A 16,817-nucleotide genomic window follows, 5' to 3' on the forward strand; every position below is an offset into this window, starting at 1 on the left:
TCCCCTTGTCAGCGGCAGGTTACCGTGCCGTGGTGCCGCCGCGCTCATGATCGTCTGAAGTGCCGTCACGATCCGGCCGCACCCGGCCCGAGGGGCATGATGCCCAGCTTCGGGCGGGTCGATACCCGGGCGGCGGGGGCGTGTGGGGGTGGGGCAGGATGGTGGTGACCGCGAGGAAGGGGGCCCACCTGATGGACCCGGTGCTGGTGTTCGACGGGGACTGCTCGTTCTGCTCGTCCTGCGTGCGGTGGGGGGAGCGCTACCTGCGCCAGACCCTGGCCTCCGGCGGTTGGGAGGCGGTGCCGTTCCAGTTCGCGGACCTGCCCGCGCTGGACGCGCGGGCCGGCGGGCGCGGCGAGCTGACCGCGGAGCGCGCGGAGCGCGAGGTGCTCTGGCTGACGCCGACGGGCCGGGTGTACGGGGGAGCGCAGGCGGTGGCCCGGCTGCTGCTGCGCACCGGCGGTGCCTGGGCCTTCCTGGGCGCGGTGCTGACGCTGGCGCCGGTGCGGCCGGTGGCGGGGCTCGCCTACCGCTGGGTGTCGCGCAACCGCCACCGGATGCCCGGCGGCACGGCGGCGTGCGCGCTGCCGCACCGGCCGGGCGGCGTTCAGTCGGTGTAGCGGGCGGCCACGGCGGTCGGCATGGGTTCGTGGCGCAGGTAGGCGCGGGAGAACTCCGCGGTGCCGTGGGTGAGTGAGCGCAGGTCGACGGGGTAGCGGACGAGTTCGAGCTCCGGGACCTCGGCGCGCAGCAGGGTCAGGCCCGGGCCGCCGGTCTCGGTGCCGAGGACGCGGCCGCGGCGGGCGGCGAGGTCGCCGAGGACGGCGCCGAGGTAGTCGTCGGGCAGCATCACGGTGACGGCGGCGACGGGTTCGAGCAGCCGGATGACGGCGTGCTCGGCCGCGTCGCGCAGGGCCAGGGCGGCGGCGTTCTGGAAGGACGCGTCGGAGGAGTCGACGGAGTGCGCCTTCCCGTCGGTGAGGGTGACCCGGACGTCGACGAGCGGGTGCCCGGTGGCGACGCCCTTGGCGAGCTGGGCGCGCAGGCCCTTCTCGACGGAGGGGATGAAGTGCTTGGGGACGGCGCCGCCGACGACCCGTTCCCGGAACTCGAAGCCGGAGCCGGCCGGGAGCGGCTCGACCTCCAGGTCGCAGATGGCGTACTGGCCGTGGCCGCCGGACTGCTTGACGAGCCGGCCGTGGCCGGCGGCGGCGGTGCCGAAGGTCTCGCGCAGGGCGACCTTCGGCTCCACGGTGTCGACGTGGACGCCGTGCCGGCTGCGCAGCCGGTCGAGCACGACGTCGACGTGGGCCTCGCCGGTGCACCAGAGGACGAGCTGGTGGGTGTCCGGGTTCTGTTCGAGGCGCAGGGCCGGGTCCTCGGCGGTGAGGCGGGCGAGGGCCTGGGAGAGCTTGTCGTCGTCGGCCTTGCTGTGGGCCTCGACGGCGATCGGGAGCAGCGGCTCGGGCAGCGTCCAGCCGTCGAGGTCGACGGGGTGGCCGGGGTCGTGGACGGTGTCGCCGGCGCGGGCGGTGGTGAGTTTGGCGGCGCAGACCAGGTCGCCCGCGACGGCGTGCGGGACGGGCCGCTGGAGCTTGCCGAACGGGCTGGTGAGGCCGGTGACGCGCTCGTCGCCGTTCTGGTCGGCGGTGTGCGCGGGGCCGGTGAGGTGGATCCGGGTGTCGGGCCGCAGGGTGCCGGCGTACAGGCGCAGCAGGCTGATCCGGCCGACGTAGGCGTCGCCGGTGACGCGGACGACTTGGGCGGCGAGCGGGGCGTCCGGGTCGCAGTCGGGGGCGGGGCGGGTGCGTTCGGTGGGGTCGGGGAAGGTGTGGACGATCAGGTCGAGGAGCTCGGCGGCGCCGAGGCCGTTGTCGCTGGTGGGTACGGCGGGGTGGAGGACGCAGTCGAGGACCTCGCGGCGCAGGCCGGCTTCGAGCGCCTCGGTGTCGAGGGCGTCGCCGGCCAGGTAGCGCTCCATCAGGGTGTCGTCCTGGCCGGAGATGGCCTCGACGAGGCTGTCGTGGGCGGGGCCGGTGTCGGGCAGCGGGGCCGCCCGGCCGTAGGTGTCGCCGGTGAGGAGGTCGACGCTGCCGTCGGGGTGGCCGTCGTGGAGGACGGGCAGGAAGAGCGGGCGCAGGGTGTCCGGGCCCAGGTCGAAGGCGTCGTGGCAGGCGGTGAGGATGTCGTCGAAGCCGGTGTGGGCGAGGTCGAGCTTGGCGACGGCGATGGCGCGCGGGATGCCCTCGGCGGCGCACTCGCGCCAGCGGGCGCGGGTGGGGGCGGTGACCGGGTCGGTGGCGGAGACGACGAAGACGGCGGCGTCGGCGGCGTGCAGCGCGGCGCGCAGGTCGGCGGTGAAGTCGGGGTGGCCGGGCGGGTCGATCAGGTTGATCTTGACGCCCTTCCACTCGAGCGGGAGCAGCGAGAGCTGGACGGAGCGCTGCTGGTGGTGCTCGATGTCCTCGTGGTCGGACACGGTGGTGCCGTCGGTGACCCGGCCGGCCCGGCCGGTGGCGCCGGCGGCGAGCGCCAGGGATTCGGCGAGGGTGGTCTTGCCCACACCGCTGGAGCCGATCAGGACGACGTTGCGCAGGTCCCGGGGGCCGGTGACGGCGGGCGCCTGAGCGGCTCGTGCCGTGCTGCGGTCGGGCATCGGGGTCTCCTCCCGTAGCGCCGGGGGTGTCCTTCGAAAGTCTAGGGGCGGGTGTCGGGGCGGCGCGTGTCGTACGACGGGCGGGTGCGGGGCGGGACGGGTGTGTCGCGGGGCGGTGGGTGCGACGGAGCGGCTCCCCGGCCTGGCTACGATGGGTGCGCCGGCCGGGCTGATCCGTCCGGTCGTCTGCCGCGCGAACTGCGCCAGGCGGGTACCAGGGAGATCGGAGCGGTCGGGAAGGCCATGCTCAACAAATACGCGCGTGCCTTCTTCACACGTGTCCTGACCCCGTTCGCCGCGTTCCTGATCCGGCTGGGCGTGAGCCCGGACGCCGTGACGCTGATCGGTACCGCCGGTTCGGTGGCCGGTGCGCTGGTGTTCTTCCCGCGCGGGGAGTTCTTCTGGGGCACCATCACGATCACGCTGTTCATCTTCTCGGACCTGGTGGACGGGAACATGGCCCGCCAGCTGGGCCGGACCAGCAAGTGGGGGGCGTTCCTGGACTCCACGCTGGACCGGGTCGCGGACGCCGCGATCTTCGGCGGCCTGGCGATGTGGTACGCGGGCAAGGGCGACAACGACCTGCTGTGCGCGGTGGCGATCTTCTGCCTGGCGAGCGGTCTGGTGGTGTCGTACACCAAGGCGAGGGCGGAGAGCCAGGGCCTGCCGTGCGACGTGTCGGGGCTGGTGGAGCGGGCGGAGCGGCTGGTGATCAGCCTGGTGGCGGCCGGGGTCTCGGGGCTGCACACGTTCGGGGTGCCGTACGTGGAGTGGCTGCTGCCGGTGGCGCTGTGGCTGGTCGCGGCGGGCAGTCTGGTGACGGTGTTCCAGCGGATGCTGACCGTGCGCCGGGAGGCGTTCGAGGCCGACCGAGCGGCGGCCGGGAGCTGATGGGGGGCGTCCTGCGGTGACGGACCGACTGGTGTACTGGGCGTACGCGCTGGGCTGGGCGGTGCTCAAGCACCTGCCGGAGCGGGCGGCGCGGGGCCTCTTCGACGGCCTGGCGGACTACGCCTGGCGCAAGCGCGGCAAGCGGGTGCTCCAGCTGGAGGCCAACCTGCGCCGGGTCCGTCCGGGGCTGGACGAGGCGGGGGTGCGGGAGCTGTCCCGGGCCGGGATGCGCTCGTACCTGCGGTACTGGATGGAGTCGTTCCGGCTGCCGGTGTGGAGCCGCGAGCGGGTGGCCCGCGACGTACGGGTGGACGGCACGGAGCACCTGCGGGAGGCGATGGAGTCCGGGCGGGGCGCGGTGATAGCGCTGCCGCACATGGGCAACTGGGACCTCGCGGGCACCTGGGTGGCCCAGCAGGGCTTCCCGTTCACGACGGTCGCGGAGCGGTTGAAGCCGGAGCGGCTGTTCGACCGGTTCGTGGCGTTCCGGGAGGGCCAGGGCATGGAGGTCCTGGCCCTGACCGGCGGCGGGGTGAACGTGATCGGCACGCTGGCGCGGCGGCTGCGCGAGGGGCGGCTGGTCTGCCTGGTGGGGGACCGCGACCTCTCGGAGGCGGGCCTGGAGGTGTCCTTCTTTGGGGAGGCGACCAGGATGCCGGCCGGTCCGGCGGCGCTGTGCCAGCGGACCGGGGCGGCGCTGCTGCCGGTGACGCTCTGGTACGAGGGCCCGGTGATGCGGGCACGGATCCACCCCGAGGTGCCGGTGCCGCCGGGGGAGGACCGCAAGGAGCGGACCCGGGCGATGACCCAGGCGCTGGCGGACGTGTGGGAGCGGGGGATCGGCGAGCACCCGGAGGACTGGCACATGCTGCAGCGCTTCTGGCTGGCCGACCTCCCGGTCCGTGAGACGGTGGGGGAGGCGGCCGGGCCGCGCCCCGAGCGGGCCCGGGAGGCCGGGCCGGAGCAGGCCGGCGAGCCCGCGGCCGAGGCCTCCGGGTCCTGATCCCGGCCGACCGGGTCCTGGCCCCGGTCAACAGGAGTGCCCGCAGGAGTACCCGAAGGAGCATGAGGAACCCGTGAAGATCGGCATCGTCTGCCCGTACGACTGGGACGTCCCCGGCGGGGTGCAGTTCCACATCCGGGATCTCGCCGAGCACCTGATCGGCCTGGGCCACGAGGTGTCGGTGCTGGCGCCGGCCGAGGACGACGAGGCCCTGCCGCCGTACGTGGTCTCGGCCGGGCGGGCGGTGGCGGTGCCGTACAACGGCTCGGTGGCGCGGCTGAGCTTCGGCATCCTGTCCGCGGCGCGGGTGCGGCGGTGGCTGCACGACGGGCGGTTCGACATCCTGCACGTCCACGAGCCGGCCTCGCCCAGCCTGTCGATGCTGGCCGCGTGGTCGGCCTCCGGGCCGATGGTGGGGACGTTCCACACCTCGAACCCGCGTTCGCGGGCGATGATCGCGGCCTCGCCGATCCTGCAGCCGGGCCTGGAGAAGATGCGGGCCCGGATCGCGGTGTCGGAGTACGCCCGGCGGACGCTGGTGGAGCACCTGGGCGGCGACGCGGTGGTGATCCCGAACGGCGTGGACGTCGGCTTCTTCGCCGAGGCCGAGCCGGACAAGCGCTGGACCGGCGGCGCGGCGGACGGCGAGCCGGGCACGATCGGCTTCATCGGCCGGATCAACGAGCCGCGTAAGGGCCTGCCGACGCTGCTGGCCGCGCTGCCGAGGATCCTGGCGGAGCGGCCGGGGGTGCGGCTGCTGGTGGCGGGCAAGGGCGACGAGGAGGAGGCCGTCGCGGGCCTGGCGCCCGAGGTCCGTGCGCAGGTGGAGTTCCTCGGCATGGTCAGCGACCGGGACAAGGCCCGGCTGCTGCGCAGCGTGGACCTGTACGTGGCGCCGAACACCGGGGGCGAGAGCTTCGGGATCATCCTGGTCGAGGCGATGTCGGCGGGCGCCCCGGTGCTGGCCAGCGACCTGGACGCGTTCAAGCAGGTGCTGGACGGCGGCGACGCCGGCGAGCTGTTCCCGGTGGAGGACGCGGACGCGCTGGCCCGGTCGGCGCTGCGCCTGCTGGGCGACCCGGGGCGGCTGGAGGAGCTGCGGAAGGCGGCCTCGCGGCACGTGCGGCGGTTCGACTGGTCGACGGTCGGCGCCGACATCCTGGCGGTGTACGAGACGGTGACGGCGGGGGCCGCGGCGGTGGTCGAGGAGGACGTGCGCAGCGGCCGGCGCGGCCGGTTCGGGCTGGCGCGCGACTGATCCGCGTCGGCGGGGGGACCCTGCGGGGCGGCGGCCGGGCCGGGTTAGGGTCGGTGGTCCGTACTGGTGTCGACGCATGGGGGAATTCCGATGCCGCAGATCTCCGTGGACTACTCGCCGGGCCTGGCCGGCTCCTTCGACCGCAGGGCGCTGGGCGTGGCGATCAACCGGCTCGCGGTGAAGACGATCGACGCGACCCCGGGCGCCTGCAAGACGCTGTTCCGCTGCGACGAGGACTTCGTGGTGGGGGACGGCGAGGAGCCGGCGGCGCAGGTGTACGTCGAGTTCCAGATCTTCCCGGGCCGGACGCCGGAGGCGAAGGCGGCGCTCAGCGAGGGCGTGCTGGCGCTGCTGGCCGAGCACGTCCGGCCCGAGCCGGGGGTGCGGCTGCACACCGCGGTGAACGTCTCGGACATCGACCGGGAGTCCTACCGCAGCGCCGCCCTCGGCGGGTAGGGCATGGCACCGGCCCGGCCGCTGCGAGCACGTCGGGCCGGTGACACCGGGTAGCGTTGCGCCCCGTGACTACCTGGATCTGGGCCGGCGTGGCCGTGGTGCTGTTCGGCATGTACCTGAGTTGGACGGCCGGCCGGCTGGACCGGCTGCACGCCAGGATCGACGCCGCGCGCGCGGCGCTGGACGCGCAGCTGGTCCGCCGGGCCTCGGTGGCGATGGAGCTGGCGACCTCCTCGCTGCTGGACCCGGCGGCCTCGCTGCTGCTGCTGGACGCGGCCCACGCGGCCCGGCAGGCCGAGGACGAGCAGCGCGAGGTGGCGGAGAGCCAGCTGAGCCTGGCGCTGCGGGCGGTGCTGGAGGAGCCCGAGCAGGTGGCGGCGCTGGTGGCCGAGCCGGGTGGCGAGGACGCGGTGCGGGACCTGACGGCGGCGGTGCGCCGGGTGCCGATGGCCAGGCGGTTCCACAACGACGCGGTGCGGGCGGCCCGGGCGGTGCGCGAGCACCGATTGGTGCGGTACTTCCGGTTGGCCGGAAAGGCGCCGTTCCCGATGGCCTTCGAGATGGACGACGCCCCGCCGCCCGCTCTCACGCCCGAGGGAGCGCCCGCCTAGGCTGTGCTCGGATACGGCCCGTTTGTCGCATCCCGTCGTCCGGGCTGGACTTGGTGGCGCATGGTTGGGCCCCTTGTTCCGCCTACCATAGGGCGATAGCACTGGTTCATCTTCGAGTGAGGTCTCACGTGTCCACCACCCCCACCACCGCAGACCAGCCGCAGATCGGCACCGCCCGGGTGAAGCGCGGCATGGCCGAGCAGCTCAAGGGCGGTGTGATCATGGACGTGGTCAACGCCGAGCAGGCCAAGATCGCCGAGGACGCCGGAGCGGTGGCCGTCATGGCCCTGGAGCGGGTTCCCGCCGACATCCGCAAGGACGGCGGCGTGGCCCGCATGTCCGACCCGAACATGATCGAGGAGATCATCGAGGCCGTCTCCATCCCGGTGATGGCCAAGTCGCGGATCGGCCACTTCGTCGAGGCCCAGGTCCTCCAGTCGCTGGGTGTCGACTACATCGACGAGTCCGAGGTGCTGACCCCGGCCGACGAGGTCAACCACTCCGACAAGTGGGCCTTCACCACCCCCTTCGTCTGTGGCGCCACCAACCTGGGCGAGGCCCTGCGCCGCATCGCCGAGGGTGCGGCCATGATCCGCTCCAAGGGCGAGGCCGGCACCGGCAACGTCGTCGAGGCCGTCCGCCACCTGCGCCAGATCAAGAACGAGATCGCCAAGCTGCGCGGCTTCGACAACAACGAGCTGTACGCCGCCGCCAAGGAGCTGCGCGCCCCGTACGAGCTGGTCAAGGAGGTCGCCGAGCTCGGCAAGCTGCCGGTCGTGCTGTTCTCCGCCGGTGGCGTGGCCACCCCGGCCGACGCCGCGCTGATGCGCCAGCTGGGCGCCGAGGGCGTCTTCGTCGGCTCCGGCATCTTCAAGTCGGGCGACCCGGCCAAGCGTGCCGCCGCCATCGTGAAGGCCACCACCTTCTTCGACGACCCGAAGATCATCGCGGACGCCTCGCGCAACCTGGGCGAGGCCATGGTCGGCATCAACTGCGACACCCTGCCGGAGACCGAGCGCTACGCCAACCGCGGCTGGTAGTCCGCCCGTACTCCTGAGCCGGCCCGCCGCGCGCCGAGGCGCCGCGGCGGGCCGCGCCACGTACTTCCGTAGATCGATCGAACGAGGTTGAAGACCGTGAGCACTCCAGTCATCGGCGTCCTCGCCCTGCAGGGCGACGTCCGCGAGCACCTGGTCGCGCTGGCCGAGGCCGACGCGCTGGCCCGTCCGGTGCGCCGTGCCGAGGAGCTGGCCGAGGTCGACGCGCTGGTGATCCCCGGCGGGGAGTCCACCACCATGTCCAAGCTGGCGCTGCTGTTCGGCGTGATGGACCCGCTGCGCGAGCGGGTGGCCGCCGGGATGCCGGTGTACGGCACCTGCGCGGGCATGATCATGCTGGCCGACAAGATCCTCGACGGCCGGGACGACCAGGAGACCGTCGGCGGCATCGACATGACGGTGCGCCGCAACGCCTTCGGCCGGCAGAACGAGTCCTTCGAGTCCGGGATCGCCTTCAAGGGCATGGCGGACGCGCCGGTGCACGGCGTCTTCATCCGCGCCCCCTGGGTCGAGGCCGTCGGGGCCGGCGTCGAGGTGCTCGCCGAGCTGCCCGCCGCGGACGGCCCGGACAGCAGGATCGTGGCGGTGCGCCAGGGCAACCTGCTGGCCACCTCGTTCCACCCGGAGCTCACCGGCGACCACCGCGTGCACGCCTATTTCGTCGCCATGGTCGAGGAGCACCTCGCCGCGAAGTGACGGGGTTCCTACCACCCGTTGCGACACCGGTAAGATCTCATCTGTTTCATTTCCATTTGGCGACGTAAAGGAGCTGGCGATGTCCGGCCACTCTAAGTGGGCTACCACCAAGCACAAGAAGGCCGTGATCGACGCCAAGCGCGGCAAGCTCTTCGCCAAGATGATCAAGAACATCGAGGTGGCGGCGCGCACCGGCGGTCCCGACCCGGCCGGCAACCCGACCCTCTACGACGCCATCCAGAAGGCGAAGAAGAGCTCGGTCCCGATCGACAACATCAACCGCGCCGTCAAGCGCGGTGGTGGTCTGGAGGCCGGCGGCGCCGACTACCAGACGATCATGTACGAGGGCTACGGCCCGAACGGCGTCGCCGTCCTGATCGAGTGCCTCACCGACAACCGCAACCGCGCGGCCTCCGACGTGCGCGTCGCGATGACCCGCAACGGCGGCTCGATGGCCGACCCGGGCTCGGTGTCGTACCTGTTCACCCGCAAGGGCGTCGTGATCGTCCCCAAGGCCGACGGCGTGGACGAGGACAAGCTCTTCGAGGTCGTCCTCGACCAGGAGCCCGAGGAGATCAACGACCTCGGCGAGTCGTTCGAGATCGTCTCCGAGGCCTCCAAGATGGTGGCCGTGCGCACCGCGCTGGTGGACGCCGGCGTCGACTACGACTCGGCCGAGGCCAACTTCCTCCCGAGCATGCAGGTCGAGCTGGACGTCGACGGCGCCCGCAAGATCCTGAAGCTGATCGACGCGCTGGAGGACAGCGACGACGTGCAGAACGTCTTCGCCAACTTCGACATCTCCGACGAGGTCGGTGCGCAGCTCGACGCCGAGTGATCCTCCCCGAGTGATCGCCCGCGGGCGATCACCGGCGGGTGATCGTTCCCGCGGCCCGGCCCGGTGGTCCCAGGACCGCCGGGCCGGTGTCGTCGGCGGGGTTGTCGGACCCGGACGGTAGCCTTCGCAGGTCGCCCGCCGTGAGCCGCGGAGCGCGCCGGCGCCGGGTCCGGATCCGGGCCCGGGCCCGGAGGCGGGCGGCGATCGACGGAGAGGCGGGGCTTGTGGTTCGGGTACTGGGCGTGGACCCGGGGCTGACCAGGTGCGGGGTCGGCGTGGTCGAGGGTGCGCCGGGCCGGCCGCTGCGGATGGCCGGGGTCGGGGTGGTGCGCACGCCCGCCGAGGCCGAGATCGGGCAGCGGCTGCTGCTGGTCGAGCAGGGCATCGAGCAGTGGCTCGACGAGCACCGGCCCGACCTGGTGGCCGTCGAGCGGGTCTTCGCCCAGCACAACGTGCGGACGGTGATGGGCACCGCCCAGGCCAGCGCGGTCGCGATGCTCTGCGCCACCCGGCGCGGCATACCGGTCACCCTGCACACGCCGAGCGAGGTCAAGGCCGCCGTCACCGGCTCCGGCCGGGCCGACAAGGCCCAGGTCACGGCCATGGTGCAGCGCCTGCTGCGGCTGGACGCCCCGCCCAAGCCGGCCGACGCCGCGGACGCCCTGGCGCTGGCCATCTGCCACATCTGGCGCGGCGGCGCGACGAACCGCCTGGAGGCCGCGGTGCGGGCGGCCCGCGCCACCTCCCCGCAAGCCCGTCCCACCCCCCGTTGAAAGGCAGTAGCCGGTGATCGCCTTCGTGCAAGGGCCCGTGGCGGCCATCTCCTCCGGACTCGCCGTGGTCGAGGTCGGCGGGGTCGGCATGGCCGTGCAGTGCACGCCGAGCACGCTGGCCGGGCTGCGGCTGGGGGAGCCGGTCCGCCTCGCCACCTCGCTCGTGGTCCGGGAGGACTCGCTGACCCTGTTCGGCTTCGCGGACGACGACGAGCGCGCCGTCTTCGAGATCCTGCAGGCGGCCCCGGGCGTCGGCCCCAAGCTGGCGCAGGCGATGCTCGGGGTGCACAGCCCGGACGCGCTGCGGGCCGCGGTGGCCGGCGGCGACGAGAAGGCGCTGGTGGCGGTGCCCGGCATCGGCAAGGCCAAGGCGGCCAAGCTGCTGCTGGAGTACAAGGACAAGCTGGGCGCCCCGCACGGCGCGGTGCCGGCGCAGAAGCCGATCGCGGCCGGTCCGGCTCCGTGGAGCGAGCAGCTGCACTCGGCGCTGACCGGCCTCGGCTACGCTCCGCGGGAGGCGGACGAGGCGGTCGCGGCCGTCGCCCCCGAGGCGGAGGCCCAGGCGACGCCGGACGTCGGTGCGCTGCTCCGGCTCGCCCTGCGCGGCCTCAACCGGGCCCGCTGACCACTGACGATCTGTCCGTTTGTCGACTTTGGAGTCCACAGCACATGAGCGAGCGAAGCGGGGCGGGGTCATGAGTGCGTACGACCCCGATCCGGTCGACCGGCTGGTGACGCCCGCCGCCGACGGTGAGGACCAGGCGGTCGAGGCGGCGCTGCGCCCCAAGCTGCTGGAGGAGTTCATCGGCCAGGAGCGGGTGCGCGAGCAGCTGTCCCTGGTGCTCCAGGCGGCCCGCAAGCGCGGCAGCGCCCCGGACCACGTCCTGCTCAGCGGGCCGCCCGGGCTGGGCAAGACCACCCTGTCCATGATCATCGCCGCCGAGCTGGGCGCCCCGATCCGGATCACCTCCGGCCCGGCGATCCAGCACGCGGGCGACCTCGCGGCGATCCTCTCCTCGCTCACCGAGGGCGAGGTGCTCTTCCTCGACGAGATCCACCGGATGTCCCGGCCGGCCGAGGAGATGCTCTACATGGCGATGGAGGACTTCCGGGTCGACGTGATCGTCGGCAAGGGGCCGGGCGCCACCGCCATCCCGCTGGAGCTGCCCCCCTTCACCCTGGTCGGCGCCACCACCCGGGCCGGCCTGCTGCCGCCGCCGCTGCGGGACCGCTTCGGCTTCACCGGCCACATGGAGTTCTACGCGCCGGCCGAGCTCCAGCAGGTGGTGCGGCGCTCGGCCGCGCTGCTGGACGTGGAGATCGACCCGGCGGGCGCCGCCGAGATCGCCGGCCGCTCGCGCGGCACACCGCGCATCGCCAACCGGCTGCTGCGCCGGGTCCGCGACTTCGCGCAGGTGCGGCACGACGGCCTGGTCAGCGCCGAGATCGCGGCCAGGGCGCTGGACGTCTACGAGGTGGACGCACGGGGCCTGGACCGGCTGGACCGCGCGGTGCTGAACGCGCTGCTGCGGCTCTTCGGCGGCGGTCCGGTCGGTTTGTCGACACTGGCGGTCGCCGTGGGTGAGGAGGCCGAGACGGTGGAGGAGGTGGCCGAGCCGTTCCTGGTCCGCGAGGGGCTGCTGGCCCGGACCCCGCGCGGGCGGATCGCCACCGCCGCCGCCTGGCAGCACCTCGGGATGACCCCTCCGGTCCAGACCACCCGCGGCGCGGTGCCGGCCCAGTCCGAACTCTTCCCGGCCGACGGGGGCTGAACGGGTGACCGCCCGCCGCCCGCTTCCCGGTGGGCGGTGCCACCGCGCCCCGAGGAGAAGCCACGGGAGAAGTCCGGGGAAACTGTGCAGGCGGAGGGTCGCCACTTTCGGCGGCAGGATGCGATGCTTGGCGTTGTCCGATCAGTTCGGGGTCGCCTAGACTCCGCCGGACCGCCCCTCTCACCTGACGGGCCGACCATTACCACACAGGCTGCCGATCGGCGGCCCGTAAAGGACCCTGGCTGCAGTGAACTTCATCATCCTTCTCCTCCCGATCCTGGCGATCGTGCTCATGTTCCGGTCGCAGAAGAAGCGCCAGCAGCAGCAGCAGCAGATGCAGACCTCGCTGGAGCCCGGGGCGGGAGTGCGCACCATCGGCGGCCTGTACGCCCAGGTGAAGGCGGTCAACGAGGAGACCATCGAGCTGGAGATCGCTCCCGGCGTGGTCACCCACTTCACCAAGAGCGCGATCGCGGCCGTCCTGGACCCCCAGGAGTACGACGCGATCATCAACGGCCGCCCCGCCGACGACGAGCTCGCCGAGCCGGAGGCCGAGGACGCCGAGCCGGTCGAGGACAAGCCGCTGACGCTGACCAAGGACAGCGCCGAGAAGGGCGACGTCGAGGGCGGGGCTCCCGCGAGCAAGTAGTACGGTCGGGCACCAGCCCGGCCGCGCGGCGCAGTGCCGCGAGCCCACAGGACCTCAGGGCCGCAGAACCGCCATGCCCCCGTCCCGCCACGAGCCGGACGGGGGTCCGGTCGGGGAGGTGGCATGGACAGGGAGAAACGAGCAAGGTGGCAACACCCAAGTCGCGCCCGCGCGACGGCTACCCAGGGCGGGCACTGGCCCTCATCCTGGTCGTCACCGTCGGACTGGTCGCCCTCATGTTCGGGACGGGCAACACCAAGCCCCGGCTCGGGATCGACCTCGCCGGCGGCACCAGCATCACGCTGACCGCGAAGTCGACGGACCCCAAGGCGATCAACAAGTCCAGCATGGACATCGCCACCGGGATCATCGAGCGCCGCGTCAACGGTATGGGTGTCTCCGAGGCGGAGGTCCAGACCCAGGGCGACGACACGATCATCGTGAACATCCCCAAGGGCGGCGACCGGCAGAACGCGGCGGACCAGGTCGGTACCACCGCCAAGCTGTTCTTCCGCCCGGTCCTCGCCGTGGCGCCCAGCGGCTTCACCCCGCCCGCGCCCAGCGGCTCCCCGTCGGCCGGTGCCACCGGCTCCCCGAGCGCGACCCCGTCGAACGGTGCCACCGCGGCCCCCTCGGCCACCGCCTCCGGCACGCCCGCCGCGAGCGCCAGCCCCACCAAGCAGGGCCGCGCCCTCGGTGAGGCCCTCGCCGCCGACGCCAGCCCGAGCGCCGCCGCCACGGGCGCGAGCACCGCCCCGAGCGCCCCGGCCGCCGGCACGCCGTCCGCCGCCGCCACCCAGCCCAGTGCCGCCGACGTCAGCGCCGCGCTGACCCAGGGCACCGTGCCGCCGGAGCTGTCCGCCGCCTTCGCCGCCCTCGACTGCTCCAAGCCCGAGGTCCGCGCCGCCCAGACCGGCGCCGACGACAAGGCCGTCGTGGCCTGCTCGCAGAAGCCCCAGAACGGCTACTACGAGAAGCTGGCCCTCGGCCCCGCGGCCGTGAAGGGCGCGGACGTCTCCAAGGCCCAGGCCACCATCGACACCCAGACCGGCGCCGGCTGGCAGGTCCAGCTGCAGTTCAACGGCACCGGCACCGACGCGTTCGCCAAGGTCACCGGCCAGCTGGCCACCCAGACCCCGCCGACCAACCAGTTCGCGATCGTGCTGGACAACGAGGTCGTCTCGCACCCGCAGGTCAACGGCCCGATCCCGGGCGGCAGCGCCGTCATCACCGGCCGCTTCACCCAGGCCGAGGCGCAGGACCTGTCCAACGTGCTGAGCTTCGGCGCCCTGCCGCTGGAGTTCGCCAAGAGCGACATCACCACCGTCTCCCCGGCGCTCGGCAGCGACCAGCTCAAGGCCGGCCTGATCGCCGGCGCCATCGGCATGCTGCTGGTGGTCGTCTACTCGCTGGTCTACTACCGCGGCCTCGGGCTGGTCTCGATCGCCGGTCTGCTCGTCTCGGCGGCCCTGACCTACTCGATCATGAGCCTGCTCGGCGGCGGGATCGGCTTCGCGCTGAACCTGCCGGCCGTCTGCGGCGCGATCGTCGCGATCGGCATCACCGCGGACTCCTTCATCGTGTACTTCGAGCGCATCCGCGACGAGGTCCGCGAGGGCGCCCCGCTGCGCCCGGCGGTCCAGCGGGCCTGGCCGCGCGCCCGGCGCACCATCCTGGTCTCGGACTTCGTGTCGTTCCTCTGTGCCGCGGTGCTCTACGTGGTCTCGGTCGGCAAGGTCCAGGGCTTCGCGTTCACCCTGGGTCTGACCACCGCGCTGGACGTCGTGGTGATCTTCCTCTTCACCAAGCCGCTGATCACGCTGCTGGCCCGGCGGAAGTTCTTCTCCGACGGCCACCCGTGGTCCGGTCTGGACCCGAAGCGGCTGGGCGCCCGCCCGCCGCTGCGCAGCAGCCGTCGCCGTAGCTCCTCCTCCTCTGCCGCCGTGAAGGAGGCCTGACACCGTGTCTCGCTTCTCCAATCTGGGTCACCGGCTCTACCAGGGCGAGGTCAGCTTCGACTTCGTCGGCCGCCGCAAGCTCTGGTACTCCATCTCCGGCGTGATCGTGCTGGTCGCGGCGATCGGCCTGGCCATGGGCCTGCACCTGGGCATCGAGTTCAAGGGCGGCTCGGTCTACACCGTGAGCAAGCCCGGGCTGACCGTCTCGCAGGCGCAGGAGACGGCCGACAAGGTCGTCAGCTCGCACCCGCTGGTGCAGTCGACCGACAACGGCAAGATCCGCATCCAGGTCAGCACCGAGGAGTCGAAGAGCTCGGACGAGATCCGCTCCGAGCTCTCGCAGAAGCTGTCCGTCCCGCTGAACACGGTCGAGGCCCAGGTCATCGGCCCCAGCTGGGGCAAGCAGATCTCCCAGAAGGCGCTCACCGGCCTGATCATCTTCATGATCCTGGTGACGGCCTACCTGGCGATCGCCTTCGAGTGGCGGATGGCGGTGGCCGCCCTGGTCGCCCTCATCCACGACCTCCTGATCACCATCGGCGTGTACGCCCTGGTGGGCTTCGAGGTCACCCCCGGTACGGTGATCGGCTTCCTGACCATCCTCGGGTACTCGCTCTACGACACGGTCGTCGTCTTCGACACCGTGAAGGAGAACACCAAGGGGCTCACGAAGCAGAACAAGCTCACCTACAGCGAGGCGGCCAACGCGGGCCTCAACCAGACCCTGGTGCGTTCGCTCAACACCACGGTGGTCGCCCTCCTGCCGGTCGCGGCGCTGCTGTTCATCGGTGGCGGCATCCTGGGCGCCGGCACGCTGAACGACATCTCGCTCGCGCTGTTCATCGGCCTCGCGGCCGGTGCCTACTCCTCGATCTGCGTCGCCACCCCGCTGCTGGCGCAGCTCAAGGAGGAGCAGCCCGAGATGAAGGCGCTGCGCAAGCGGGTCCTGCAGCACCGGGCCGCGGCCGCCAAGGCCGCCGCCGCGGGCGAGGCCCCGGGCGAGGAGATCGCGGACGAGGACCTGCCGGCGGGTATGGTCGGTCAGCGTGGCCGTGCGGCCGGCACCCCGCGTGCCAAGGGCCGTCCGTCCTCCAAGCGCTGAGCCCGACCCCGACCCCCGAGGACACCACCGTGACCACCGCCGACACCGCCCCTCCCAGCCCGCAGCCGGGCGGGAGGGGCCCGCTCGCCGAGCTGCTGAACAGCCGGATCCGGGACGTCCCGGACTACCCGAAGCCGGGCGTGCTGTTCAAGGACATCGCGCCGCTGCTCGCCGACGCCGAGGCCTTCGGCGCCCTCACCCGGGCGCTGGCGGACCGGGCGCTGGAGCTCGGGGCGACCAAGGTGGTGGGCCTGGAGGCGCGCGGCTTCGTGCTGGCGGCCCCGGCGGCCGTCGCGGCCGGACTCGGTTTCGTGCCGATCCGCAAGCAGGGCAAGCTGCCCGGCGAGGTGTTCCGGCGCTCGTACGAGCTGGAGTACGGCTCGGCGACGCTGGAGGTGCAGTGCGACGCCTTCGCGCCCGGTGAGCGGGTCCTGGTGGTGGACGACGTGCTGGCCACCGGTGGCACCATCGGTGCCTCGCTGGACCTGGTGAAGGAGGCCGGCGCCGAGCTGGTGGGCGTCCTGGTGCTGATGGAGCTGGGCTTCCTGGACGGCCGGCAGCGGCTGGCCGGGCACCTCGGCGGGGCTCCGCTGGAGACGCTGGTCACGGTCTGAGGGACCTGATGGAGGGCGGCGGTCGGATCATCCGACCGCCGCCCTTCCGTTTCCGGGCCGGGTGGATGAACACCGGGCCGCCCGGCTCGGTACCATGAAGATTCATCCCCTCCCGGTCGCGTCGCACCGTACGGGCCGCGGCAGGGGTCGGCCCCCCGGTGCCCCGAGGAGAGTCCTTGCCCGACGAGGTTGTGCCCACGGCCGCAGCGGCCGCCCCCGACAACCGTCCCATGCCCTCGGGGGCCACCCCGGCACGCCCGGCGCCGACCTCCTCGCGACCGACCGCGCCGACCGGCCGCGGCTCCTCCTCCGGCGGCATGCGCGCCCGCCTGGCCCGCCTCGGCGGCCAGCGCTCCAGCGTGCTCAACCCCGTTCTGGAGCCGCTGTTCCGCTCGATCCGGGCGAACGACCCGAAGGCCGACCCGGCGCTGCTGCGGGACATCGAGCGGGCCTACGCCGTCGCCGAGAAGTGGCACCGCGGG

At 73.0% G+C, this 16,817-nt stretch carries 17 protein-coding genes and 1 pseudogene; 17 read left to right on the forward strand and 1 reads right to left on the reverse strand.

Going from position 1 to position 16,817, the window contains the following annotated elements; all coding sequences use genetic code 11:
* The first annotated feature begins 191 nt into the window (after positions 1–191).
* Positions 192–620 (forward strand): DUF393 domain-containing protein, encoded by a 429-nt coding sequence (locus AB0N04_RS15810; protein ID WP_360208946.1) that lies wholly within the window; start codon positions 192–194, stop codon positions 618–620.
* Here AB0N04_RS15810 and AB0N04_RS15815 read toward each other — a convergent pair.
* Positions 608–2,656 carry an elongation factor G-like protein EF-G2 gene (locus AB0N04_RS15815; RefSeq protein ID WP_360208856.1) on the reverse strand — a complete coding sequence of 683 codons (2,049 nt, stop codon included), beginning with the start codon at positions 2,654–2,656 and terminating at the stop codon, positions 608–610. The two genes, AB0N04_RS15810 and AB0N04_RS15815, sit on opposite strands and share 13 nt — an antisense overlap.
* Before the next feature lie 243 nt (positions 2,657–2,899).
* On the opposite strand from AB0N04_RS15815, the gene pgsA reads away from it, so the two are divergent.
* The 16 genes and pseudogenes from pgsA to AB0N04_RS15895 form a co-directional block, all read left to right on the forward strand.
* Positions 2,900–3,547 (forward strand): phosphatidylinositol phosphate synthase, encoded by a 648-nt coding sequence (pgsA, locus tag AB0N04_RS15820; RefSeq protein ID WP_360208858.1) that lies wholly within the window; start codon positions 2,900–2,902, stop codon positions 3,545–3,547.
* A gap of 16 nt (positions 3,548–3,563) precedes the next feature.
* On the forward strand, positions 3,564–4,550 hold the full coding sequence (locus AB0N04_RS15825; protein ID WP_360208860.1) for a phosphatidylinositol mannoside acyltransferase: 987 nt from the start codon (positions 3,564–3,566) through the stop codon (positions 4,548–4,550).
* Positions 4,551–4,623: 73 nt separating this feature from the next.
* Positions 4,624–5,808, forward strand: a complete 1,185-nt coding sequence (locus tag AB0N04_RS15830; RefSeq protein ID WP_360208863.1) for a glycosyltransferase family 4 protein — start codon at positions 4,624–4,626, stop codon at positions 5,806–5,808.
* A 90-nt stretch (positions 5,809–5,898) separates the two neighbouring features.
* Positions 5,899–6,264, forward strand: a complete 366-nt coding sequence (locus AB0N04_RS15835) for an isomerase (RefSeq protein WP_360208866.1) — start codon at positions 5,899–5,901, stop codon at positions 6,262–6,264.
* Positions 6,265–6,329: 65 nt separating this feature from the next.
* Positions 6,330–6,875, forward strand: a complete 546-nt coding sequence (locus AB0N04_RS15840; RefSeq protein WP_360208869.1) for a hypothetical protein — start codon at positions 6,330–6,332, stop codon at positions 6,873–6,875.
* Positions 6,876–7,003: 128 nt separating this feature from the next.
* A complete protein-coding gene (gene pdxS / locus AB0N04_RS15845; RefSeq protein WP_063346811.1) occupies positions 7,004–7,915 on the forward strand; it encodes a pyridoxal 5'-phosphate synthase lyase subunit PdxS in 912 nt (303 codons plus the stop codon).
* Between the two features lie 96 nt (positions 7,916–8,011).
* Entirely contained in the window at positions 8,012–8,629 is a 618-nt protein-coding gene (gene pdxT, locus AB0N04_RS15850) for a pyridoxal 5'-phosphate synthase glutaminase subunit PdxT (RefSeq protein WP_360208872.1), read from the forward strand.
* Between the two features lie 79 nt (positions 8,630–8,708).
* A complete protein-coding gene (locus AB0N04_RS15855; protein ID WP_313762932.1) occupies positions 8,709–9,467 on the forward strand; it encodes a YebC/PmpR family DNA-binding transcriptional regulator in 759 nt (252 codons plus the stop codon).
* Between the two features lie 224 nt (positions 9,468–9,691).
* Complete coding sequence (ruvC, locus tag AB0N04_RS15860; protein ID WP_360208875.1) at positions 9,692–10,240, forward strand: crossover junction endodeoxyribonuclease RuvC; 549 nt, start codon at positions 9,692–9,694, stop codon at positions 10,238–10,240.
* Between the two features lie 13 nt (positions 10,241–10,253).
* Complete coding sequence (gene ruvA / locus AB0N04_RS15865; RefSeq protein WP_360208877.1) at positions 10,254–10,865, forward strand: Holliday junction branch migration protein RuvA; 612 nt, start codon at positions 10,254–10,256, stop codon at positions 10,863–10,865.
* Positions 10,866–10,935: 70 nt separating this feature from the next.
* Entirely contained in the window at positions 10,936–12,012 is a 1,077-nt protein-coding gene (ruvB, locus tag AB0N04_RS15870) for a Holliday junction branch migration DNA helicase RuvB (RefSeq protein ID WP_360208879.1), read from the forward strand.
* 247 nt (positions 12,013–12,259) lie between these two features.
* Positions 12,260–12,661, forward strand: coding sequence for a preprotein translocase subunit YajC (gene yajC / locus AB0N04_RS15875; protein ID WP_360208882.1), 402 nt, complete (start codon positions 12,260–12,262; stop codon positions 12,659–12,661).
* A gap of 236 nt (positions 12,662–12,897) precedes the next feature.
* Positions 12,898–14,619, forward strand: coding sequence for a protein translocase subunit SecD (secD, locus tag AB0N04_RS15880; protein WP_360208949.1), 1,722 nt, complete (start codon positions 12,898–12,900; stop codon positions 14,617–14,619).
* 4 nt (positions 14,620–14,623) lie between these two features.
* Complete coding sequence (gene secF, locus AB0N04_RS15885) at positions 14,624–15,721, forward strand: protein translocase subunit SecF (RefSeq protein WP_360208884.1); 1,098 nt, start codon at positions 14,624–14,626, stop codon at positions 15,719–15,721.
* 29 nt (positions 15,722–15,750) lie between these two features.
* Positions 15,751–16,335, forward strand: coding sequence for an adenine phosphoribosyltransferase (locus tag AB0N04_RS15890; protein WP_360208886.1), 585 nt, complete (start codon positions 15,751–15,753; stop codon positions 16,333–16,335).
* Positions 16,336–16,565: 230 nt separating this feature from the next.
* A pseudogene (locus tag AB0N04_RS15895) lies at positions 16,566–16,817 on the forward strand (GTP pyrophosphokinase); the annotation flags it as partial.

This window comes from Kitasatospora sp. NPDC051702, assembly GCF_040681575.1.
Classification (GTDB): Bacteria; Actinomycetota; Actinomycetes; order Streptomycetales; family Streptomycetaceae; genus Kitasatospora.